Genomic DNA, 23735 nt, shown 5'->3' with positions numbered 1-23735 from the left:
AATAGAATGCGTGCGGTGTGATGAACCAGACGTGCCGGGCAGCGATGCGGCGGCGGCCGGGGCTGCGCGGTGCCGGTGTGTCTCCGGCAGATTCAGAGGCCGTACTCCTCCAGCAGGCGGAGCCAGACCTCACTGATCGTCGGATAGGAGGGCACCGCGTGCCACAGTCGGTCCAGCGGCACTTCCCCCACCACCGCGATGGTGGCGGCGTGCAGGAGTTCAGCCACATCCGGGCCGGCGAACGTGGCGCCGAGCAGCACTTTGCGGTCCTCGTCGATGACCAGCTGCGCCCACCCTTCGTAGTGTTCGGCGTGCAGGGAGGAGCCTGCCACCTGGATGGGAAGCTCCACGGCGGAGGCCCGGAAGCCGTCTTTCTCCGCCTGCGCCATGGTCCGGCCGACATTTGCCAGCTCCGGGTCGGTGAACACCACATTCGGCACCGCGTGCTCATAGGCCGTCTGGGCAAAGCGGCTCCACGGCGCCGGCTCGCCGGTGAGTTCACCCTTGGCCCGCGCGGCAATGGCGTCTCCGGTGGCCCGGGCGCCGTACTTGCCCTGATGGGTCAGCATGGCCCGTCCGGCGGCGTCGCCGGCAGCGTAGAGCCACGGATTGCCGGACACTTCGTTGTCAGTTGCGCGGTGGACTAGCCCGGTGGAATCAGTGGTGAGCCGCAGGGTCTGGCCCTCGGACGCCGAGAGCCCGACGCTGTCCAGGCCGAGCCCGTCAAGGGCGGGGTGCCGGCCAGTGGTGACCAGCAGCTTGTCCGCCGTGACCGTCACTCCGCGGGCCGGGCCCTGGTCTGGGCCTGCGGTAGGGCCGGCGCCCGGACCATCCTTGGGGCCGCCGTCGAGCACGACGGTGAGGGAGCCGTCGTCGTTCTCGCGCACGCTTCGGGTGCCGGTATGCAGGCGGAGGTCGACGCCGTCGGCGCGCAACCCGGCCGCAATCAGATCGGCGGCCTGCTCCGGGAAAGCGCCCAAGAGGCTGCCGCGGGCCACGAGGGTGACGGAGGCGCCAAGGCGGGCGTAGGCCTGGGCGAGTTCGACGCCGGCCACCCCGCCGCCCAGGACCGCAAGCCGCGCCGGGACCGCGCGGGCGGAGGTGGCCTCCCTCGTGGTCCAGTACTCGACGTCGTGAAGCCCCTCCACCGGCGGCTGAGTCGGGGTGGATCCCGTGGCGACCACCACGGCATGCCGGGCCGTCAGCGCATAGCTCTTGCCGTCCAGCCCTGCCACTTCTACCTGCCGCGGAGCGGTGATCCAGCCGTGGCCGCGGATCAATTCGATCCCGGTGTCCTCCACCCACTTGACCTGGCCGTCGTCCTGCCAGTTCGAGGTGAAGTAGTCCCGGCGCTTCAGGACGGCAGCCGGATCCAGGGTGCGGGTGACGGCTTCCTGGGCTCCCGGGACTGTCTGCGCGCCGTGCAGAGCAGTGCCTGGACGCAGAAGCGCTTTCGAGGGCATGCAGGCCCAGTAAGAGCATTCGCCGCCTACCAGTTCCGCCTCGATGAGCACCGCTGTCAGGCCGCCCCGGACCACGCGATCCGCCACGTTCTCGCCCACGGCGCCCGCGCCGATCACAATGACGTCGAATTCCCGCAGAAGCTGTGGTGTCATGGCACCAGCCTACGCCGGGGCCATGGCCGGATCCGGGCGGGCGCCCCGGGCGCCGGCGGTGCTGGGTTCCGGCGTAACATGCCGGGCCGAACCCTTTGCAGGAGGGGGGACGGTCGCTACTGTTGGGACCATACTTGGGGGAGGAGGCGGCCATGGCCGCACGCAACATGACAACAGGCACGGCCATGCCGCTGGCGAGGTTCAGTGCCCAGGCCCGGCTCCGGGCGCTTCAGTCGGACATCCTGGAGCTGATCCTGGAGCGCGACCTTGTTCCCGGGGACCCGTTGCCGACCGAGAACGAGCTCACTGCCTCACTCGGCGTCGGCCGCAACACGCTGCGGGAGTCCCTGAAGGCGCTCCAGGCGCTGGGCGTCATTGAGATCCGCCACGGTTTCGGCATGTTCGTGGCGCCGAACAATTTCGAGGCCCTGACTGACGGGCTCACCTTCCGGGCCAGGCTGTCGCTGCGCCACCACGGTGAGGAAGCCCTGCAGCTTGTGGAGGTCCGGCAAGCACTCGAATCCGGCCTGGTCGGCGCCGCCATGGACCGGATCAGCGCGGAGCAGCTGGCCGCCGTGGAGGAATCCGTGCACCAGATGGAAGAGCTGGCCGCTGCCGGGGAGCCGTTCATTGAGGCCGACGCGGAGTTCCACCGCAGGCTATTCGAGCCGCTGAACAACGATCTCTTGATCAGCCTGATGGATGTTTTCTGGAAGGTTTATCGCCGGATCCACCTAGAACTCGGCGGTCCGTACGCCGTCGACCTCGTGGCGACAGCTGCGCAGCACAGAGGGATCTATGAGGCTGTCGCCTCCGCGGACAAAGCCCTGGCAGCCGAACGGCTCAGCACCCATTTCGACGCAATCCGCGACATCATCGCCCAGACCACGGACTGATCCCTGCCGCTGGGCGGCAGTTGGCCGCTGGCTGTGTACCCCCGGCTGTGTACTCTGCGCGTGCCGCGGGCGCTTAAACAGAAAGATCCGCCCCGGCGAACCGGGGCGGATCTTCTTTCTTCTGTGCGCCCAAAGGGATTCGAACCCCTGACCTTCTGTTCCGTAGACAGACGCTCTATCCAGCTGAGCTATGGGCGCATTCTCGGCTCTTGGAGAACTTCTCGCTCCCCGAACCTCGAATTACTTTACGCGAGCCCGGGCCCAGTTACAAATCGAAACGGGTGTAATCTGGCCGACTAGACCGGTCTACGTGACCTTAGTCACAAAACGGGTGCACTCGGGCTGGCTACTTCCTTGAATTTTCGCGGTTTTTGATTTGAGCCGCCCTAGTCATCCCATGTCCGGGCCCGAAATGGGCACCGTGCCGAGCTCTAGCATTTAGGACACACCACTGAACCCGAAGAAGGGAACCGTAATGGGAGATCTGGCGCGATTGCCGTTGCTTGAAAAAGCACCCACCACACATGCCGGTCTGCTGGCATGGGTAGAAGAGGTGGCTGAACTGACTCAGCCGGACCGGATCTACTGGGTTGACGGGTCGGAAGCGGAAAACACGCGGCTCACTAACGAGCTCGTTGCCGCAGGCACCCTGACCCGGCTGAACGAGGACCTCTTCCCCAAGTCCTTCGCGGCCTTCTCCGACCCCGCAGACGTGGCCCGCGTCGAAGAGCAGACCTTCATCTGCTCCGAGAAGGAACACGATGCGGGCTTCACCAATAACTGGATGGCCCCGGCGCAGATGAAGGAAAAGCTGCGCGGCCTGTTCGCCGGCTCCATGCGCGGCCGCACCATGTACGTGATCCCCTTCGTGATGGGCCACCTGGACGCCGAGGACCCGAAGTTCGGCGTCGAAATCACCGACAGTGCCTACGTGGTTGCCTCCATGCGCATCATGGCCACTATCGGCACCAAGGTCCTGGACAAGATCACCGCGACCAACGCGTTCTTCGTCCCCGCACTGCACTCCCTGGGCGCCCCGCTGGCCCCCGGCCAGGCTGACGTCCCGTGGCCCTGCAACCCCGACAAGTGGATTGTCCACTTCCCGGAGGAGCGCTCCATCTGGTCCTTCGGCTCCGGCTACGGCGGCAACGCCCTGCTGGGCAAGAAGTGCTACGCCCTGCGCATCGCCTCGGTGATGGCACGCGACGAAGGCTGGCTTGCCGAGCACATGCTCATCCTCAAGCTGACCTCGCCGGAGAAGAAGAACTACTACGTCTCCGCCGCCTTCCCCTCGGCCTGCGGCAAGACCAACCTCGCCCTGCTGGATCCGACCATCGAGGGCTGGAAGGTCGAAACCCTCGGGGACGACATCACCTGGATGCGGTTCGGCAAGGAAGGCGAGCTCCGCGCCGTCAACCCTGAGGCCGGCCTGTTCGGCGTGGCTCCGGGCACCGGCTGGGGCACCAACCCCAACGCGATGCGCGCCATCGCCAAGGGCCACAGCATCTTCACCAACGTCGCCCTCACGGACGACGGCGGCGTGTGGTGGGAGGGCATGACCGAGGAAGTGCCCGCGCACCTGACCGACTGGCAGGGTAACTCCTGGACCCCGGATTCGGACAAGCCCGCTGCCCACCCGAACTCCCGCTTCTGCACGCCGATCGACCAGATCGACATGCTGGCCGAGGAATACTACAACCCGGACGGCGTGGAGCTTTCCGCGATCCTGTTCGGCGGCCGCCGCAAGACCACCATCCCGCTGGTCACCGAGGCGCGCAGCTGGTCCAACGGCATCTTCATGGGCTCGACGCTGTCCTCCGAGACCACTGCCGCGGCTGCCGGTGCCGTCGGCGTTGTCCGCCGGGATCCGATGGCGATGCTGCCCTTCATCGGCTACGACGCAGGCGATTACCTGAACCACTGGGTCAACCTGTCCGCCAAGGCCAACCCGGAGCGCCTGCCCAAGATCTTCCTGGTCAACTGGTTCCGTCGCAATTCCGAGGGCGGCTTCGCGTGGCCCGGATTTGGTGATAACTCACGTGTCCTGAAGTGGGCCATCGAACGCCTCGAGGGCAAGGCCGACGCCGTGGAGACCCCCATCGGGTTCGTCCCCACCGCGGACGCGATCGACCTCACCGGCCTGGACATGACCCCCGCCCAGGTTGAAGAGGCCGTCCGGGTTGATCCGGCCGAGTGGGCCACCGAGCTGGCCTCCATCGAGGATTGGTTCGCCAACTTCGGCAGCTCGCTGCCCGACGCACTGCAGGCCGAGCTGGACGGGCTGAAGGCCCGCATGGCTGTTCAGAAGTAGAAACAGTTCAGCAGTAGCAGCCTGCACGCAGCGACAACGACGGCGGCCCCGCACCTTTCAAAGGTGCGGGGCCGCCGTTTCCCGTTGCCCCTTGTCCGTTCCCGAGGCCCCGCCGGGACTTAGGTCCCTAGGCCGTGTCCGGGCGGGTCCCTAGGCTTGTCCGCATTCCACCAGCCGCCCAGCGAGACTTCAGGAGTGCACCATGCTTGTCAGCGACGACATCCATGCCTTGTCCAGGGCGGTGAGCGGTCCGGTCGTGTTGCCGGACAGCCCCGCATTCGCGGAGGAGACGTTCGCCTTCAACCTCGCAACGGTGCACCGCCCCGACGTCGTTCTTGGAGCCGCAGATGCACAGGACGTCGCAGCCGCGGTGAAATGGGCGGCGGAACACAGGCTTCCCGTGTCCGTCCAGTCCACCGGGCACGGCGCCGATTCCGCGATCGATGGCGGCCTGCTCATCAACACCCGGCGCCTGCAGGACCTGAAGATCGATCCGGTTGAACGCACCGCACGCGTCGGCGCCGGAGTGAAGTGGCGCACCGTCCTGGAGGCGAGCGTGCCGCACGGATTAGTCGGATTGCACGGCTCGAGTACCGATGTGGGCGTCGTCGGGTACACGGTGGGCGGCGGGCTGCCCGTACTCGGCCGCGCCCATGGCTTCGCGGCGGACCACGTCCGCAGCATGGACATCGTCACCGCCGACGGCGCGCTGCGTCGGATTGACGCCCACGACGAGGCCGAGCTGTTTTCACTGATGCGCGGGGGCAAGGGCAACTTCGGGATCGTGACCGCACTCGAGTTCAGCCTCTTTCCGGTCGGTGAGTTCTACGGTGGCGGCATCATCTATCCCGGGGCGGACGCGGCCCCGATCCTGGCCGCCTTCCGCCAATGGCTGCCAACACTGCCCGACGACGCCTCGCCATCGATCTCCCTGCTGCGTCTTCCGGACATGGACTTCGTACCCGAACCGCTGCGGAACCAGTTCGTCGTGCACCTGCGCTTTGCCTTCCTGGGCAACCGCGAGGACGGCGACGGGCTGCTTGCCCCGATGCGCGCGGTCTCGACGCCACTGATGGACACGGCCGGGCCCATGGACTACCTCGACGTCGACCAGATCCACATGGACCCGACGGACCCGCTGCCCTTCACGGAGGGCGGAGCGCTCCTGAAGGACTTCGGCGACGAGACTGTCGCGGACCTGCTCGAACTCGCCGGGGACGGTTCGGGCTGCCCGTTGCTGCTGGCGGAGATCCGGCCGCTCGGTGGGGCCCTGTCCCGGGCCGCGGTTTTGCCAGATGCACTGCCGGACGCGGTGTCGGGGCGGGACGCGGCCTTCTTGCTGTTCCTCGTCGGCTTCAAGATGCCGCCCATTGCGGAGGCGGTAGCGGCCTCCATCCGCGAGATCCTTGCCGCGATGGCGCCCCATTCAACCGGCTATACGCTGGTCAATTTCCACGGCGAACCGGGCGACGAGGCCGACCGGGCCAGGGCGTGGACTCCCGCGGTCTACGAGCGGATGCGGTCCGCGAAGTCCACGTACGACCCCGGCAACCTCCTGCGTTTCGGCCACGCGATCACCGGGGCGCCGGCCGCGGGCTGACTCCTCGGCGGGCTGCGCAGCGCAAAACGCGTGACAACGACGGCGGTCCCGCACCTTTGTTGCGAAAGGTGAAGGTCGCCGTAGTGCTCTCATCGATTGCTCCGCAGCGGCCCTTTTGACCCCTCAAAAGGGCGTTTACGGAGCAGCCGACGAGTATCTTAGCTGGCGAGCCAGATGTCCGGGCCGAAGACCTCATAGTGGATTTTCGTCGCCGGGATGCCGGCGTTGATGGCCTCGTTGCGGATGTTCTTCATGAACGGCAGCGGACCGCACAGGTACAACGAGGCGTTGGCCGGGAGGTCCACCTCGCGCAGGGTCATGAAGCCCGCGTTGGCGCCGGGCTGCGGTTCTTCGAGCCAGAGCTGCAGGTCGGCGCCGTCGAGGCGTTCGACGTCGTCCGTCATCTGGGAGCGCAGCGCCCAGCTGTCCAGCGTGCTTTCCGCGTGCAGGACCAGGACCTGGCGGTCCGAGCCGGACTCGGCCAGGGAGCGCAAGATGGACGCCGTGGGCGTGCAGCCGATGCCGGCCGAGGCCAGGACCACGGGACCGTCGCCCTCCTTGAGGGTGATCTCGCCGTAGGGGTTGGAGATTTCGAGGACGTCGCCCACCTCGACGTTGCTGTGCAGCACGGGGGAGACCTCGCCGCCGTCGTCGAGCTTGGTGGTGAAGCTGCGGCTGGTGCCGGCGTCCCCGGAGAGGGAGTACTGGCGGACCTGGCGCAGTCCGTCCGGAAGCGTGACCTTGACGCTGACGTACTGGCCGGGCAGCGCCGCGGTGATGGGGGTGTCGTCGGCAGGTTCGAGGGTGAAGGTCATGGAGCCGGTGCCGGCCGGAGTCTTGGCGGCAACCTTCCAGGGGGTCCACATCTTGGTGTTGGCCTGGGCGGCGTAGAGGCCCTTTTCGAGCTTGATCAGGGCATCTGCCATGAGCCAGTAGACCTCGGTCCAGGCCTCGGCGATTTCCGGGGTGATGACCTCGGCCAGGTCCTCGGCGATCGCGGCGAAGAGGTGCTCGTAGACCACCTGGTACTGCGGTTCGGTGATGCCGAGGGAAGCGTGGCGGTGGGCGATCCGGGACAACACGGTCTCCGGCAGGGTGTCCGGGTTGTTCACCAGGTGGCTGGCGAAAGCGGCGATGCTTCCGGCCAGGGCCTGCTGCTGATTGCCGGAGCGCTGGTTGGAACGGCTGAACAGGCCATCCAGCAGTTCGGGGTGGGCAGCGAAGAGGCGGGCGTAGAACTTGGGGGTGATGTCCCCGATGCGGGAACCGACCAGCGGCAGGGTGGCCTCGACGACGGGGAAGGATTTGTCCGAGAGCATGCTGACTCCTGAGGTAGTGGCCCGGGGGTCTTCAACCGGACCGCGATACAAATACTGTCATTCTAAATGCAAGTATTTATGCCTCAGTTCTACACGTTGTAGAAAAACGGAGCAAATCGGCTGGATCCCGGGCGTGGCGGGTGTGTGGGGTGGCGGTATCAGTGGCAAGTGTCGCTGCCGGAGAAGGAACCAGTTGTGCCCATGTTCGTAAACGTCATGCCGGGAAGGGGGAGGAACTGCCAGGAGTAGGACGTCTCGTTCAGGGTCAACTTGAGCGGCCCGAAGGCGCTTCGGCTACGGGCCACCATTGCGGTCAGGAGGGGGTCGGTGTTGGCCGACAACGCCTGGAGATCCGCCCCGCCGGCGCCCGCGGTAAAGGACCGGATCCCGGTCGGGGAGAGCGCCGGTACCGTACCTGAGCCGGAGGCACCGATCGGCTTGAAGATCTCGCTGACGTGGTTGTGCCCGGAGATCATGACGTCGACACCGTGGCTGGCCATGAGGTCCCACATTGGTCCCAGTTCCGGGTAGGAGCCGTGGTTCACGCCCGTTGACCAGCGCGGATGGTGCGCCGCCACGAGGGTGCACGCGGTCGGGGAATTGGTGAGTCGGTCCTGCAGCCACAAATATTCCGGGCTGCCGACACCGCATCCACCCGTCACCCCGCCTGGCCCGCATTCACTGTTCAGGGCGATGAAGGTCCAGGCCCCGATCGTCGTCGAGTAGTAGCCGTCCGTCCGAGGCCCAAAGTCGCCCGTGGTGACGCCGGGGCCATAGAAGTAGTCGAAATAGCCACGGGTGTTGTCAAGATATTCATGGTTGCCGAGCACCGGAGAAGTGATGGCCTTAAGGGCGCCGAACGTGTCGTTGTAGCCGCCGGCCCCCATGAAATCGGCAAGGGTGGCGTTCTGGTACTGAAGGTCCCCAACGGCGATGAACCTGTCCGGCGACTGGGCCGCGACCACCGCGGCGACGTCGCCATGGCGGCACGCGGACGTGGTGACAACTGAGCCGGGGGCACAGGCGATGTCGCCAACAGCCAGCACGGTCGCAGTCCCAGCGGCACCGGGTTGGATGGTGGCGGTGGTTTCGTTGGAGCCGGTGCCGGTGTTTCCGGCGGCGTCGGTGGCGGTGACGCGGTAGTGCCAGGTTCCGGCGGGACGGTTGGTGTCGTTGTAGCTGAGTCCGGTGGCGTCGGCGATCCTGCTGGTGGTGGAGGGGGTGAAGCCTGCGGTGGTGGAGCGGTGGACGGTGTAGCCGGTGACGCCGACGTTGTCGGTCGCTGCGGTCCAGGACAGGGCGACGGCGGTTCCGGTGACTGTGGCGGCCAGGGACCCGGGCGCGCCCGGGGCCGTGGTGTCGGGTGGGGTCGCATCCGTGTAGGTGAGGGTGAGGACGGGGCGCAACGTGGCGGAGGCCTGGCGTGACCAGAACCAGGAGCTGTCGGTGCCGGTGCCGGTCAGGGCCAGGGTCCGGGATCCGGTCCAGCCGGTCATCAGGCTGGTGTCCAGGGTGATGTCGTAGGCCGTGTTGGCGACCGTGCCGCCGGGCAGGGACCCGAGGTTGGGCCCGGAAACCGCGGGGCGGTTGGCGTAGAACGTGCCGGTTTCGGACCACGAGTCCGCTGCCGAGCGGAGGTTGAGGGTGTTGGCGGAGCCGGCGGAGGCCAGGCTGGTGGTGCGCATGCGCAGGATCGCACGGGTCAGGGTTTGCCCGGCCGGGGCGGCCGGGAACTGGAACCGGAGTACCGTCGTGGCGTCCGGCGAGCCGTAGACCGCCAGCGAGCCGCTGGTGCCGAAGTCCGTGGTGGGCGCCGACGAGGAGGTGTAGGTATCCGCCGCACTCTCCACCGCCAGCACCGTCGGGGGAGCGGCCGGTTGGATGGTGGCGGTGGTTTCGTTGGAGCCGGTGCCGGTGTTTCCGGCGGCGTCGGTGGCGGTGACGCGGTAGTACCAGGTTCCGGCGGGACGGTTGGTGTCGTTGTAGCTGAGTCCGGTGGCGTCGGCGATCCTGCTGGTGGTGGAGGGCGTGAAGCCTGCGGTGGTGGAGCGGTGGACGGTGTAGCCGGTGACGCCGACGTTGTCGGTCGCTGCGGTCCAGGACAGGGCGACGGCGGTTCCGGTGACTGCGGCGGCCAGGGACCCGGGCGCGCCCGGGGCCGTGGTGTCGGGCGGGGGTTGGATCGTGGCGGATGCCTCGTTGGATGATGTGCTGGTGTTTCCGGCGGCGTCCAGGGCTGTGACCCGGTAGTACCAGGTTCCGGCGGGCCGGTTCGGGTCGCTGTAGCCGGTTCCGTTCGCGTCGGCGATCCTGGTCGAACTGCTGGGCGCGAATCCGGCCGAGGGTGACCGGTGGATCGTGTAACCGATCACCCCAACGTTGTCGGTTGATGCTGTCCAGGACAGCGCGACGGCAGTTCCCGTTACGGCTGCCGACAAGGCTCCGGGCGCACTCGGTGCGGTGATGTCGGCCGGGGCGGAATCGGTGTAGGTGAGGTTGAGGACGGGTCGCAGTGAGGCGGAGGCCTGTCGTGACCAAAACCATGAGCTGTCGGTGCCCGTGCCGGTCACGGCGAGCGTCCTCGACCCGGTCCAGCCGGAGATCTGGCTGGGGTCGAGGGTGATGTCGTACGTCGTGTTGGGCACGGTGCCGCCGGGCAGGGACCCGAGGGTGGGCCCGGAAACCGCGGGGCGGTTGGCGTAGAAGGTGCCGGTTTCGGACCAGGAGTCCGTCGCGGCCCGGACGTTGAGCGTGTTGGCGGATCCTGCGGAGGACAGGCTGGTGGTGCGCAGGCGCAGGCTCGCGCCCGTCAGGACCTGTCCGGCCGGGGCAGCCGGGAACTGGAACCGCAGGACTGCGGTGTTCTCGGGAGAGCCGTAGACGGCGAGCGAGCCGCTGGTGCCAAAGTCCGTGGTGGGCGCCGACGACGACGTGTAGGTGTCCGCGGCCGGCGCCACCGCCACCACGGTCGGCGCCGCGTCGGCCGTTGGGACGCTCACCAGCGAAACTAGGAGCGTACCCGCGCCGACAGCGGCAAGCCTGCGAAGTCTCTTCATCGGTGGCCTTTCGCGTGGCCGGAAGGAAAGAGGCTCCCCGGCGGTAGTGACATCCTTGGGGGTACTTTGTCATCCCACGCCGGTCCGGTGTCAATGCGTAGCCCTACTTGGGATGCGGTCCCGGGGACCGAGTAGGAGGGTAGTCCTGGACTTCTTCAGCTTCCGTCATCGGGACCGCGGCTGGGGGACAGCCGGGCGAATATCAGAGCCCTGGGCGCAAGCCGATCGCCTCAAAGACGGGTGTCATCTGCCGGGCTGTCGGCAGCGAGGCGATCACCATCCCGTCGAGTTCGCGATAAAAGGCTTCGCGGGCCCGGGCAAGCCCGGCCCGGAGGCGGCACTCGGTGATGAGCGGGCACGTTCCGCCCGAGGCGATGCAATCGGCCGGGTCCAGGCGGGTGTCGAGTTGCCGCAGCAGCTGGCCAACCGTGGCGGTCCGGCCGGCGCTGCTCAGCCGGGAACCGCCGTTGCGGCCGCGTTCGACGTCGATCATGCCCAGGGCGCGCAGCCTCGCCATCGCCTTGCTGACATGGTTGTACGGCGTGCCGACGGCGTCGGCGATGCTCTGCGTGGTCAGCAGCCCGCCGTCCGGAACGGCGGCGAGCACCAGCAAAGCGCGCAGGCTCACATCGGCGAACGCATTGATTTTCATATCCCCAGCCTAAGGGAGGTCTAGTCCACCCAGACGGCGGGCTCGTTGGTATCGGCGGCCAGCTGGCCGAATTCGAGTTCGTGCGTTCCTGCGTTGGCGGCGTAGGGCAGGACTGCGGCGAACAGGGAACCGTCCTGGTGCTCTGCGGCAACGTGTATGGCGTCCGAGTCTTCCTCGAGCAGCGTGATGTCACAGACGACGGCGGCGGCCCGGAACTCCTCCCGGTGCTGCCGGAGCAGCTCGTGGAGGTCCCGGATCATGGCGTCCGCGTCGAAGTCTGCGTCGGATCCTTCGCTCGCGTCCGCCGGGGTCACGGCAACCAGCCGGACTTCGCCGTCCTTCTGGACCACCAGGGCGAAGGGCAGGAAACCGCCGTTGCGTTCCAGCTGCTCCTGCGCGGCGCCGACGCCGGTGCCCAGCAAGTTCTCCAGGTCCGTGGCGCTGGCGTCCGGCACGGAATCGCGCCAGGAACCGGCGTTCGAGGATTCTTCCGGATGTACGGCCACTGCTAGCCCCGGACCAGCGCCAGGACGCGGTCGCGGACGCGTTCCATGGTGGCGGTGTCCGTGGCTTCGACGTTGAGGCGCAGGAACGGCTCGGTGTTGGACGGGCGCAGGTTGAACCAGTAGCTGCCGTCGGCGGCGATAAAGGTGCTGCCGTCGAGGTAGTCGACCTCGACGTCGTCATCGTGGAAATCCTTGCGGACCCGCTCCACTGCGGCGGTCTTGTCCTCGATTTCGGAGTTGATCTCGCCGGAGGACTGGTACGGCTCGTATTCGCGGCCGAGCTCGGATAGCGGGCCGTCCTGTTCGCCCAGGGCGGCCAGGACGTGCATGGCTGCCAGCATGCCGGTGTCCGCATTCCAGAAGTCCCGGAAGTAGAAGTGGGCCGAGTGCTCCCCGCCGAAGATGGCTCCCTCCGCGGCCATGACGGCCTTGATGAAGGAGTGCCCCACCCGGGTGCGGACGGGGCGGCCGCCGAGGCGCTCCACGAGTTCCGGAACCGCGCGTGAGGTCAGCAGGTTGTGGATGACGGTGGGCGTGTCTTCGCCGAGGCCCTGGGCGCGGGCGATCTCGCGGCGGGACACCATGCCGGTGATGGCCGACGGCGAGACGGGCTCGCCCTTTTCGTCGATCACGAAGCAGCGGTCGGCGTCGCCGTCGAAGGCCAGGCCGATGTCCGCGCCATGCTCGACGACGGCGGCCTGCAGGTCGCGCAGGTTTTCCGGCTCCAGCGGGTTGGCCGGGTGGTTCGGGAATGATCCGTCCAGCTCGAAGTACAGCGGCACGATCTCCAAAGGGAGCATGGGCAGGAGGGCATCGCCAAGCACAGCCGGAGTGGTGAGGCCGGCCATGCCGTTGCCGGCATCCACCACAACCTTCAGCGGCCGCGAACCGCGCAGGTCCACCAGGCTGCGCAGGTACTCCGCATAGCCCTTGAGGACGTCCTGCACGCCCACCAGGCCGCGGGTGCCGGCGGCGGGGATGGTGCCGGCGTTGAGGTATTCCTCGGCGCGGGCCTGGATCTCCATGAGCCCGGTTTCGGAGGAGATCGGCACGGCGCCGGCCTTGGCCATCTTGATGCCGTTGTATTCGGCCGGGTTGTGGCTCGCTGTGAACGTGGCGCCGGCGGCGTTGAGGGCGCCGCACGCGTAGTAGAGCTCGTCGGTGGAGATCAGGTCAAGTAGCTGGACGTTGGCTCCGCGGGTGGCCGCGCCGTTGGCAAAGGCTTTGGCGAACTCGGGGGAGGAGGGGCGCATGTCCCCGCCCACCAGTACGGTCTGCCCCGCGAGCTCCAGGACGTCGACGAAGGCGGCACCGACGGCTTCAACGATCTCCGCGGTGATGGATTGCCCCACGATTCCGCGCACGTCATAGGCTTTGAACGAGGTCGAGAGGTCAAAAATCTTTGTCTTGTCCGTAGTCACGCGTCCTATCTTACGTTGCGGCCCTGACGCCGCGGCCGGTGTCCACACGCTGGGATTGTGCACATAGCGGGCCCCGGCTTCATGGCTGTCGGAGGGGACTGGGATACTGAAGCAATGGCCAGTAACCAGAACGCCCTTTCCAGCACCGCCCTCGCCGACACCACGGCCTCGACTCGGGAACAGGCCCAGGCTGTGCTGCGCGAGCTCGTGGGCCACCCGGAGGCGGAGTTCCATGACGGTCAGTTCGAGGCCATTGAGGCCCTGGTCGACGGCGGCCGGCGGGCCCTGGTGGTACAGCGCACCGGCTGGGGGAAGTCGGCGGTGTATTTCGTCGCCTCCCTGCTGCTGCGTCGCCGCGGCGCCGGCCCCACCCTGATCGTGTCCCCGCTCCTGGCGCTCATGCGCGACCAGGTCGCCGCCGCGGCGCGGGCCGGGGTACGGGCGGTCGCCATCAACTCGGCGAACCAGTTGGAGTGGGACTCCGTCCGCGAGCAGCTCGCCGCCGATGAAGTGGACGTCCTGTTGGTTTCCCCGGAACGCCTCACCAACCCGTCCTTCCGGGAAAACCAGCTCCCCGAGCTCGTGCGCCGGACCGGGCTGCTGGTGATTGACGAGGCCCACTGCATCTCGGACTGGGGCCACGACTTCCGCCCCGACTACCGGCGCATTGCGGACCTCATCACGCAGCTGCCGGACACCGTCCCGGTGCTCGCCACCACCGCCACGGCCAATTCCCGGGTGGTGCATGACATCGAAGAGCAGCTCGGCAAGGACGTGCTCACCATCCGGGGCGCCCTGGGCCGGGATTCGCTCCGGCTTGGCGTCCTGACCCTGCCGGATTCCCGCGAACGGCTGGGCTGGCTGCTGACCCACCTGCAGGATCTGCAGGGCAGCGGCATCATTTACACGCTCACCGTGTCCGCGGCCGAGGACACTGCCCGCCTCCTGGCCGAAGCGGGGCACGAGGTGCTCGCCTACACCGGCCGCACGGACCCCGCTGACCGGGAACGCGCCGAGCAGCTCCTGAAAGACAACCAGGTCAAGGCCCTCGTGGCCACGTCCGCGCTCGGCATGGGCTTCGACAAGCCGGACCTCGGCTTCGTGGTGCACCTTGGCGCACCGTCCTCGCCGGTGGCGTACTACCAGCAGGTGGGCCGCGCCGGGCGTGGCGCGGCGAACGCCGACGTCCTGCTGCTGCCCGGTTCGGAGGACCGCGACATCTGGCAGTACTTTGCCACCGCGTCCATGCCGTCCGAGGAAAAAGCTGCGGCCGTCCTGACAGCCCTCGCCGAGGCCGGAACGGCGGTGTCCACGGTGGCGCTCGAGGCCCGGGTGGACCTGCGCCGCACCCCGCTGGAGCTGCTGTTGAAGGTCCTGGCCGTGGACGGCGCCGTCGAACGCGTCGGCGGCGGCTGGCGCTCCACGGGACAGCCGTGGAATTACGACGCCGAGCGGTACAGCCGGATCGCCGAGGCGCGGGTGGATGAACAGGACTCGATGGTCATCTACCAGGACACCGCCGGCTGCCGGATGGAATACATCACCTCGGTGCTGGACGACGAAACAGCCCGCGCCTGCGGCCGCTGCGACAACTGCGCGGGCCGCTGGTTCCGGGCCGACATCGCCGAGGACGCCACGGAGACCGCCGGGCAGACCCTTCGCCGGGCCGGCGTGGTCCTTGAACCGCGGCTGCAGTGGCCCAGCGGCATGGACCGCCTGGGCGTGCCGGTCAAGGGCAAGATCAAGCCCGATGAAGCCCTCGCCGACGGCCGGGTGCTGGCGCGCCTGACAGACCTCGGCTGGGGTGGGGCCCTGCGCGAGGCCTTCGCCGCCGGTGCACCGGACCGGGCTGTGGACCCCGGCATGCTGCAGGCCTGCGTCCAGGTGCTCCGGGAATGGGGCACGGCAGATGCCCGGACCCCGGGCTGGAGCGGGGCCGGCCGGCCCGCCGCGATCATCAGCCTGCCCTCCCGCGGGAAGCCGCTGTTGGTGGACTCCTTGGCCCGCGGGATCTCCGAGATCGGCCGCATTCCGTATCTTGGCCAGCTCCAGCTCAATCACGGTGGACCTACCGGCGGCCGCGGTGGGAACAGCGCCTACCGGCTCGCCGGCGTCTGGGACCGCCTGGTGGTGGGTCCGGAGCTGGAGGAGGCCTTGGCTGGAATCCGTGGCCAGAGCGTCATGCTGGTGGACGACCTCGTGGACAGCCGCTGGACCCTGACCATCTCCGGTCGGGCCCTCAGGCTCGCCGGCGCCGGCGCCGTTCTGCCGTTGGTGCTGGGCCAGGCCGGCTGACCTCGGCGCCGGCGTGACGGGGGAGGGCCAGGCTGTCCAGCGTGCTCAGGAGCATCAAGACCGCGATGGCCACGAACGCCGCCCGGTACGGCGCCGCCGGATCGCCGCTGGCGAGACCGGCTCCTGCAGCCTGGCTGCTTGCCTCGAAGACCCGCAGCAGGAACGCCCCGACAGCGATTCCTGCCGCGGTGGAGAGCTGCACGAGCGTGGCGGAGACGGCGTTGGCGGACGGCAGCTGGGCCGGGGCGACGTCGGCATACTGGACGGATGCGTAGGCCGAGAACCCGATCGAGCGGAACGCTCCGCTGGCCACCAGCACGGCGACAATCAGCGGTTCCGGAGTGCCGGCGTCGAGCAGGGCGCACAGCGCAAAAGTGGCCGCGGACGCCAGCGACGCGAACACCAGAACGGGTTTGAAGCCGAAACGCCGGATCAGGGGCGTGGTGGCGGGCTTGATTCCGATGTTGCCCACGAACACGGCGGACACCATCGCCCCGGCGCGCAGCGGATCCCAGCCGAAGCCGGCCTGGAACATCAGCGGCAGCAGGAACGGCACGGCGCTGATGGTCAGGCGGTACACAAAGCCTCCCGTCGCCGTTGCGCGGAACGTCCGTGCGCCGAAGACGGACAAATTAAACAGCGGCGTGCTGGTCCGTCGCATCCAGGCCGCGGCGGCGGTCAGGAACAGCAGGCCCACTACGATCCCTGCGGCTGCCAGCAGCCCGGCGTCCCGGCCGCCGATCAGTTCCAGACCGACCAGCAGGGAGCCCACCCCGAGCGTGGTCAGGGCCAGGCCGAACCAGTCGAGGCGCCGCGTGCTGTCGCCGCTTACTGCGGGGACCAGGCGCAGCGCGGCCAGGAACGCCGCCAGGCCCAGGGGGAGGTTGACCAGGAAGATCCAGTGCCAGGACAGGTACGTGGTGAGCGCTCCGCCCACGAGGGGGGCAAGGACCGGGGCCAGCAGCCCGGGCCACACCAGGAAGGCGGTGGCCCGAAGCAGTTCCTTCTTTGGGGTTCCGCGGAGCACCACCAACGTGCCCACAGGGACCATCATGGCGCCGCCGGCACCCTGCAGCACACGGCTCAGAGTCAGCATGGTGAGGTCTTGGCTGAGCGCGCAGAGCAGCGACGCGGCCGTGAAGATCGCGATGGCGAGGCAGAAAACCCGGCGCGCACCGAGCCGCTCCGCGAGCCAGCTGCTGAGCGGGATACCCATCGCCACCGTCATCAGGTAGGCCGTCATGGTGATGTTGACGTCGGCGGCCGGCACGGAGAAATCCGCGGCGATACTGGGTATGGCCGTGGTCAGGACGGTCCCGTCGAGGAATTCCATGAAGAACGTTGCGGCCACCAAAAGGGCCAGCCGCGGGCTCCAGCTGCCCCCGGCCGGGACGGCGCTGCGCGAGGAGGCCTTCATGCGCGTGTCTCCGAGTTCCGGTTCACCCATTGCGGAGGGGCGGTTCCGATTCCAGCACGGCCATGGCGGCGTTGTGACCGCCGATGGCACTGACGGCGCCGCCGCGGCGGGCGCCGGAGCCGCAGAGGAGGACCTGCGGATCGTCCGTCGCCACGCCCCACCGGCGCGCCGGGGTGTCCAGCGGTTCGCCGTCCTCCACGAACGGCCAGTCGAGGCCGCCGTGGAAAATGTTGCCCCGGGGCATGCCGACGGCGCGCTCAATATCCAAGGTGGTCTTGGTTTCGATGCAGGGCCGCCCGTCCGGATCCGTCAGGAGCAGGTCCTCAATCGGCTCGGCCAGGACGGAGTTCAGGGAGGCCAGGACGGCCGCCTGCAGTTCGGCGCGGCGGTCCTCGTTGTTCTCGGTCGTGACCAGCCGGTCCGGGACGTGCAGGCCAAAGACGGTCAGCGTCTGGGCGCCGGCGGCCTGCAGTTCCGGGGACAGGATGCTGGGGTCCGTCAGCGAATGGCAGTAGATTTCGCACGGCAGCGGCGATGGCACGGATCCGGCGGCGGCGGTGCTGTAGGCGGCGTCGAGCTGGGACCACGTCTCGTTGATGTGGAACGTGCCGCCGAAGGCGGCCTCCGGGCTGACGGAACCGTCCAGCAGCCGGGGAAGCCGCTTGAGCAGCAAATTGACCTTGACCTGGGCGCCCTCGCGGCGATGGTTCGGGTTGCCGGCAGCGCCCGCCGAAATGCCGCTCGCTGAAATGCCGCCGGCGCCGGAAGTGGGGTCGGCGGCAGGCCGGCTGCGCAGTCGGTCGAGGACGGCCGGCGCCACATTGGACAGCACCCACCGGGCGGAAGACGAGTGGTGTTGCCCGCCGTGGCGGTAGTCCACGACGCCGCCGGGCCGGACGGCCGTGACGTCCGCGGAGGTCAGGATGGTCGCGCCGGCGTCGGTGGCAGCCCGCTCCAGCTCGCCGGACACCGCGCCCATGCCGCCGACCGGCACATCCCAGTCGCCCGTCCCGCCGCCGATCAGGTGGTAGAGGAAGCAGATGTTTTGCTGCAGGTCCTCGTCGCCGGCCCGGGCGAAGGTCCCGATCAGCGCATCCGTCAGCACCACGCCGCGGACCAGGTCGCTGCCCAGTTCCTTGCTGATGGCGTGCCCGATGGGATGTTCGATCATTGCCTCCCACGCGTCGGCGGCGCCGGCCCGGGCGGCGAGGGACCGCGCTTCGGACCGCGGCAGCAGCGGTGAGGTCATGGTGGGCCAGAGGGCCTCGGTGAGCTGCCGGCAGGCGGCATAGAACGCGGAGAAGGCAAGGAACTCGCCGTCGGGCGCGCCGACGGCGGCGAAGGACGCCGCAGTGGCGGCCTCGTCCCCGTTGTCCACCAGCAGGGCCCGGCTGCCGTCCGCGGGGTCCGGGGTATAGGAGGAATAGCGCCGCCGCGCAAGCGTGATGCGCAGGCCGAGGTCGTCGATGATCTGCTGGGGCAGGAGGCTGACGAGGTACGAGTAGCGCGAGAGGCGGGCCTCGACGCCGTCAAACGCGTGCGCGGACACCGCGGCGCCGCCGGCGTGCTCCAGCTTTTCCAGGACCAGGACCTCACGCCCGGCCTTGGCCAGGTACGCGGCCGCGGCCAAGCCGTTGTGGCCGCCGCCGACGATGATGGCGTCAAATTCCTTGTTGCTCGACATGGGCCTATCCTGCCATCCGGATCGGCCGGCGGGCGCGAGGCGTCCGGCCACCGGACGGGAGCAGGGCTTGCTGCCGGCCAGGCTCCGCAGGCGGTGTGCCCGGGAACGCAAAAGGCCCCGGTCCAAGGACCGGGGCCAAACGCGGAGACGGGGGGATTTGAACCCCCGGTGGAGTTGTGCCCCACACTTCATTAGCAGTGAAGCCCATTCGGCCGCTCTGGCACGTCTCCAATTGCTATTAACTAGCCAACCAAGGATACGCAGAAGGTGCCACGCAGTGCAAAACGGGCCGCCCGGGACATCGCGGGGTCACTCCCGGCCCACGGCGGGCGCCGAATACACGGGAAGTGACCCCGTGTTGAGTGTCGCTTTCGGGGGTGCGGGATCAGGCCTCCCGGCCGGCCAGCGCCCGCCACAGGAAATGCTGGCTGCGGCTCTGCAGGGCAGCAGCCTGCCGGTTGTCCGAGGCCCCCGCGTGGCCGCCCTCGAGGGCTTCGTGGAACCAGACATTGGGGATGCCCATGGCCTGCATGCGGGCCGCCATCTTCCGTGCCTGGACCGGGCCCACCCGGTCATCCGAGGTGGCCGTCCAGATAAACGTCTCCGGGTAGTCCACGCCGTCTTTGAGCAGGTGGTACGGGGAGAACGTCTTCAGGAACTCCCACTGCTCCGGCACATCGGGGTCACCGTATTCGCCAATCCAGGAATAGCCCGCCGAGAGTTTGGTGTACCGGCGCATGTCCAGGAGCGGGACCCCGCAGGACACGGCGCCGAACAGTTCCGGGTACTGCGTGAGCATGTTGCCCACCAGCAGTCCGCCGTTGGAGCCGCCCACGCAGCCGAGCCGCTCCCGGGACGTGACACCGCGGGAGATCAGGTCCTTCGCCACGGCGGCGAAGTCCTCGTAGGCGCGGTGGCGGTTGCCCTGCAGCGCGGCGCGGTGCCAGGCCGGCCCGTACTCGCCGCCGCCGCGGATGTTCGCCACCACGTAGACGCCGCCGCGGCGGTGCGGGACCTCACCCTCGGCGCCGCTGGACTCGGCGGTCCGCCGCTCCAGCCACGCCCGGCCGATCGCGCCGCTGTATGCCGGAGTCCGCGAAATCTCGAAGCCGCCGTAGCCGGACAGCTGGGTGGGGTTCTGGCCGTCCAGCACCAGGTCCTTGGCGGCCACCTGGAAGTACGGAACCTTCGTCCCGTCGCTGGAGACCGCGAAGTGCTGCTGGACTTCGTAGCCGGCCTCGCTGAAGAACGACGGCGAGGTCCGGATCACCTCGTTCGTGCTGGTCATGGCGCCACTGTCGCGTGCGAGGGTCCCGCGGGTCAGGGTGGTGGGCGTCGTGAAGCCGGTGGCCACGAGCCAGAAGTCGTTCCCTGCTCCGGGAGCCTCGCCCTCGGCCACCGAGGCGGCGCCGCCGGTGCCGTCGTCGTCCGAGCCTTCGGCGTCGTCTTCGTCATCCACCGCGAAGGCATTGACGTCGTGCAGGGGCGGGCAGGCGTCCAGCACGGTGGCCTCCCACGCGGCGTCCGTCCCCGGGCGCCGCGGATCCAGGACGTGGATTTCCGAGGACACGTCCCGGAGCAGGTTCAGCAGCAGGAAGTCCCTGGTCCAGCTCCAGGACTGCAGGGAGGTGTGCGGATCGGGTGTGAAGAGCACGGTGAGGTCCCGGGAGCCAGCGAGGAAGTCCTCGAACCCGGCCGCCAGCAGGGAACCCGCCGGGTGCGTGGTGCCCTTGACGGTCCAGTCACGCTGGGGGCGGAACAGGAGCCACTCGCGGTGCGAGCTCAGGTTCACGTCTGCGGGCACGTCGATCTGCACCCACTCGCCGTCGCGCAGCACGGAGGTGTTCTTCTCGAAGAAGCTGATCCAGTCGACGGCGAATGTGCGTTCGAAGCCCGGAGTGGAGTCATGGGCCACGATCGCCATCATGTGGTCCTCGGGAATCTCAAAAATCTGCTCGGCCTGCGCCAGGGAAGTACCCCGGTGCAGCTTCACCCCAGTCCGGGCATAGGACGAGGTGGTCCGTGGCAGGTCCTGGGCGGTGGTGGCGACGAGCAGGGTGTCCCCGTCCAGCCAGGAGGCGTTGCCCTTGCCGGTCGGGAGGTCGAAGCCGCCGTCGGCCGGGTCCACGAAGCCGCGGGCCTCGACGTCGAACTCGCGGTGGCGGTTCGCGTCCCCGCCGTCGGGCGAGAAGGCCAGCAGGGCCCGCCGGTGCGGTTCACCCGGGGCCGGACGGAGGAAGTTGGCGCCGTGGAAGACCCAGTCCTGGCCCTCTGCAGCGGCGAGGGCGTCGACATCCAGCAGGACATCCCACGCGGGAGTCCCTGCCCGGTAGCTGTCCCAGCTGGTTCGCCGCCACAGGCCCTTGGGGTTGTCCCGGTCCTTCCAAAAGTTGTAGTACCACTCGCCGTGCTTGCCCACCATGGGGATCCGGTCGGTGGAGTCGAGGACCTCAAGGATCCTGCCTTCCAGGGCGGCGTACTCGGCATCTTCGAGGAGTTCCTCGGTGCGGGCGTTCTGTTCACGGACCCACGCCAGCTGCTCCTGGCCGTAGATGTCCTCCAGCCAGATGTTCTCGTCGACGGGTTCGGGGGAAATCCCAGCCGCCGGGAGGGCGCCGCTGGCTTGGCCGGACGCGGACGGGTGATCAGCTTCTGTGGTGGTCATTTGTCAATCCAAGAACATCGGTGCGGCAGTAGCAAGTCACGCCGGCGTCAAGCCAGCGGCCGGGTTGCCGATACGCTGGATGCCGTGGGCATATCGCGAAGCATCCGGACGGCAGTGATAGGCGCCGGTCCCCGGGGCACGAGCGTGCTGGAACGGCTCCTGGCCAATTGGGCCTCCGCCGGCGCCGAGGGAACCCTGCACATCGACGTGATCGACCCTTACCCGGCGGGCCCGGGGCACGTTTGGCAGCCCGGACAGTCGCGGCTGTACCTGATGAACACACAATCTTTCTATCCCACCGTGGTTCCCGAGGACCCGGAACTTGCTCCGCCCCTTGCCGGGCACACGTTCGACCAGTGGCGCGAACTCCAGCAAGGCCACCCGCAGCCAACACTCACTGACGAGGAACGCGACGAGGTGTCCAGTCTCGGCGAGGCGGACTTTCCCAGCCGGGCCCTCTACGGCCGTTACCTGCGGTCCACCCTCGATGAACTGCTCACTGTGCTGCCAGCCGGCGTCAGCGTGGACTTCCACCCGGCGACGGCGACGTCCGTCCGTCACGCCGCCGCCGAGCCGGTCAATCGGGCGGCCGCGGCCCCTGGGGAATCATTGGTGCGGTTCGACGTCGTGCTCGACGACGGGACGGTGCTTACCGTCGACTCCGTGGTGCTGGCCATGGGCCATCTGGACGCGCGGCTGAACGCCGAGCAGCGGGAGCTGCTCTCCGCGGCGCAGGAACTCGGACTCCTGTACGTCCCGCCGGCGGCGCCCGCCGACGTCGACTGGTCCGTCGTGCCGGCCGGAAAACCTGTCCTGGTGCGCGGCATGGGCCTGAACTTCTTCGACGTGATGGGACAGCTGACGGAAGGGCGCGGCGGCCGGTTCGTTGCCGGGGAAAGCAACGCTGAACTGACTTACCTGCCATCCGGCCGCGAGCCGCTCATCATCGCCGCCTCGCGCCGCGGAACCCCGTACCGGGCGAAGGCGACGCTTACCGGCTACTACCCGGGTGAGGTCCAGTTGCGGTACTGCACCGAGGACGCGATCGCGAAGTTCGCCGAATCCGGAATCCGGCCCTCATTCGACTTCGACCTGTGGCCGCTGCTGCACCGGGACGCGATCTGGGCCTACTACTCGACCCTCGCGCGCTCGCAGCCCGATGCCATCCTGACCGGGCCGGCCGAGTTCCTGCGCGCCCTGGAGGAGGCCCTGCGGCCGCACGCTCATTCGACCGCGAAGTGGGAGAACGCCGCGGAATCGGTGATTTCCGTCCATGTCCGGGCAGCCCACCGCCTGGACCTGCTCGGTCTCGCGGCGCCCCTGGCCCGGCGATCGTTTGGCTCCCGGACTGAACTGGACGCCGCCGTCGTCGACTACCTCCTCGACGACGCCCGGCGCTCGGCACTGGGCGAGGACGACCCCGTGAAGATGGCGATCGGCGCGCTGCATCACGGCCGGGCGGTACTGAAGACCGCTGTGGCCGACAGCGGCATCACGGACGAATCCTGGGTCGCGGGCCTCCGCGGCTGGTTCGAATCCTTCGTGGAGGGCCTGGCGAGCGGGCCGCCGGCGTTGCGCGCTGCACAGCTCGCGGCGCTGGCTCGGGCGGGGGTCGTACGCTTCGTGGGCCCGGACCCCAAGTTCGGCGTGGATCGCCGGGCCCGGACATTCACCGCGGCGTCGCCCTGGGTGGGCGGCGAAACCGAAGAGACGGCGGGCGAAGGGTCAGAGGGTGCCGGGATGTACCGTGCCGGACTGGACCGCGTTGGCGTGGGCTCTGTTAGCGCTGTTGCCGGGGCCGTGGGTGGCGCCGGCATGCAGAGCGCCGCTGTGCGGGGCCTTGGTGCGGCGCGGGTGCGGACGGAGAATGCCGTGCCGGGTGCGGTGTCCGCGACAGCGATGATCGAGGCGCTGGCACCGGCCAACCGGGTCGCCGTCAATTCCTCGCCTCTGCTGGAACAGTTGCTCGCCGAGGGCATGGTGCGGCCGCGCCTCATGATGACCGTGGAGGGAACCCCCGTGGAAACCACCGGGTTGGACGTCGTCCCGCATCCATACCGGCCGCTGGGTGCCAACGGGTCCGTGACGCCGGGACTGTATGTGCTGGGGCTCCAGCTCTCCGCCACGCAATGGGGCACTGCCATCGCAGCCGAGGCCCGGCCGAAGTCTGGCCCCGTCTACCGCAGCGGCCAGCGCACCCTCCGCGATGCAGACGAGATCGCCCGCGACATCCTGGCCCATTAGACCGCACTCGCCCGCCTCGCAAAAATGGACATGCCCCGTGGTTCGCGCGCCTC

General features: G+C 68.5%; 14 protein-coding genes and 2 tRNA genes. 5 read left to right on the top strand and 11 right to left on the bottom strand.

Going from position 1 to position 23735, the window contains the following annotated elements:
• Window positions 1-92: 92 nt before the first annotated feature.
• Window positions 93-1616: an NAD(P)/FAD-dependent oxidoreductase gene (locus M2428_RS13875; protein ID WP_277526529.1), complete on the bottom strand. Its 1524-nt coding sequence runs from the start codon at window positions 1614-1616 to the stop codon at window positions 93-95.
• Window positions 1617-1783: 167 nt separating this feature from the next.
• On the opposite strand from M2428_RS13875, the gene M2428_RS13870 reads away from it, so the two are divergent.
• Window positions 1784-2512 (top strand): FadR/GntR family transcriptional regulator, encoded by a 729-nt coding sequence (locus M2428_RS13870; protein ID WP_277526676.1) that lies wholly within the window; start codon window positions 1784-1786, stop codon window positions 2510-2512.
• A 124-nt stretch (window positions 2513-2636) separates the two neighbouring features.
• Here the strand turns inward: M2428_RS13870 and M2428_RS13865 are convergent.
• A tRNA-Arg gene (locus M2428_RS13865) sits at window positions 2637-2710 on the bottom strand.
• A 277-nt stretch (window positions 2711-2987) separates the two neighbouring features.
• On the opposite strand from M2428_RS13865, the gene M2428_RS13860 reads away from it, so the two are divergent.
• Together M2428_RS13860 and M2428_RS13855 are read left to right on the top strand one after the other, a co-directional pair.
• Entirely contained in the window at window positions 2988-4823 is a 1836-nt protein-coding gene (locus M2428_RS13860) for a phosphoenolpyruvate carboxykinase (GTP) (protein ID WP_277526528.1), read from the top strand.
• Window positions 4824-5025: 202 nt separating this feature from the next.
• Window positions 5026-6423 carry an FAD-binding oxidoreductase gene (locus M2428_RS13855; RefSeq protein WP_277526527.1) on the top strand — a complete coding sequence of 466 codons (1398 nt, stop codon included), beginning with the start codon at window positions 5026-5028 and terminating at the stop codon, window positions 6421-6423.
• 158 nt (window positions 6424-6581) lie between these two features.
• On the opposite strand, the gene M2428_RS13850 is transcribed toward M2428_RS13855, so the two are convergent.
• The 5 genes from M2428_RS13850 to M2428_RS13830 all read right to left on the bottom strand — a co-directional run bounded on the left by M2428_RS13850 (window position 6582) and on the right by M2428_RS13830 (window position 13377).
• The gene (locus M2428_RS13850) at window positions 6582-7742 is read right to left on the bottom strand and encodes a globin domain-containing protein (protein ID WP_277526526.1); all 1161 of its coding nucleotides are present in this window, start codon (window positions 7740-7742) and stop codon (window positions 6582-6584) included.
• Between the two features lie 158 nt (window positions 7743-7900).
• Window positions 7901-10741: a DNRLRE domain-containing protein gene (locus tag M2428_RS13845; RefSeq protein WP_277526525.1), complete on the bottom strand. Its 2841-nt coding sequence runs from the start codon at window positions 10739-10741 to the stop codon at window positions 7901-7903.
• A 259-nt stretch (window positions 10742-11000) separates the two neighbouring features.
• The gene (locus tag M2428_RS13840) at window positions 11001-11450 is read right to left on the bottom strand and encodes an Rrf2 family transcriptional regulator (protein ID WP_277526524.1); all 450 of its coding nucleotides are present in this window, start codon (window positions 11448-11450) and stop codon (window positions 11001-11003) included.
• A gap of 20 nt (window positions 11451-11470) precedes the next feature.
• Window positions 11471-11956, bottom strand: coding sequence for a hypothetical protein (locus M2428_RS13835; RefSeq protein ID WP_277526523.1), 486 nt, complete (start codon window positions 11954-11956; stop codon window positions 11471-11473).
• A 2-nt stretch (window positions 11957-11958) separates the two neighbouring features.
• On the bottom strand, window positions 11959-13377 hold the full coding sequence (locus tag M2428_RS13830; RefSeq protein ID WP_277526522.1) for a phosphomannomutase/phosphoglucomutase: 1419 nt from the start codon (window positions 13375-13377) through the stop codon (window positions 11959-11961).
• A gap of 114 nt (window positions 13378-13491) precedes the next feature.
• On the opposite strand from M2428_RS13830, the gene M2428_RS13825 reads away from it, so the two are divergent.
• Window positions 13492-15672: a RecQ family ATP-dependent DNA helicase gene (locus M2428_RS13825; RefSeq protein WP_277526521.1), complete on the top strand. Its 2181-nt coding sequence runs from the start codon at window positions 13492-13494 to the stop codon at window positions 15670-15672.
• Here the strand turns inward: M2428_RS13825 and M2428_RS13820 are convergent.
• The 4 genes from M2428_RS13820 to M2428_RS13805 all read right to left on the bottom strand — a co-directional run bounded on the left by M2428_RS13820 (window position 15617) and on the right by M2428_RS13805 (window position 21438).
• A complete protein-coding gene (locus M2428_RS13820; RefSeq protein ID WP_277526520.1) occupies window positions 15617-17089 on the bottom strand; it encodes an MFS transporter in 1473 nt (490 codons plus the stop codon). The two genes, M2428_RS13825 and M2428_RS13820, sit on opposite strands and share 56 nt — an antisense overlap.
• Window positions 17090-17111: 22 nt before the next feature.
• Entirely contained in the window at window positions 17112-18773 is a 1662-nt protein-coding gene (locus tag M2428_RS13815) for an NAD(P)/FAD-dependent oxidoreductase (RefSeq protein ID WP_277526519.1), read from the bottom strand.
• A gap of 142 nt (window positions 18774-18915) precedes the next feature.
• Window positions 18916-19003, bottom strand: a tRNA-Ser gene (locus M2428_RS13810).
• Window positions 19004-19158: 155 nt separating this feature from the next.
• The gene (locus M2428_RS13805) at window positions 19159-21438 is read right to left on the bottom strand and encodes a prolyl oligopeptidase family serine peptidase (protein ID WP_277526518.1); all 2280 of its coding nucleotides are present in this window, start codon (window positions 21436-21438) and stop codon (window positions 19159-19161) included.
• Between the two features lie 84 nt (window positions 21439-21522).
• Here M2428_RS13805 and M2428_RS13800 point away from each other — a divergent pair, with 84 nt between their 5' ends.
• Window positions 21523-23682 carry an FAD/NAD(P)-binding protein gene (locus tag M2428_RS13800; RefSeq protein ID WP_277526517.1) on the top strand — a complete coding sequence of 720 codons (2160 nt, stop codon included), beginning with the start codon at window positions 21523-21525 and terminating at the stop codon, window positions 23680-23682.
• The last annotated feature ends 53 nt before the right edge of the window (window positions 23683-23735 follow it).

The sequence above is a fragment of the Arthrobacter sp. ES3-54 genome (genome assembly GCF_029504395.1).
Classification (GTDB): domain Bacteria; phylum Actinomycetota; class Actinomycetes; order Actinomycetales; family Micrococcaceae; genus Arthrobacter.
This window is presented reverse-complemented; position numbering and strand designations above follow the sequence as displayed.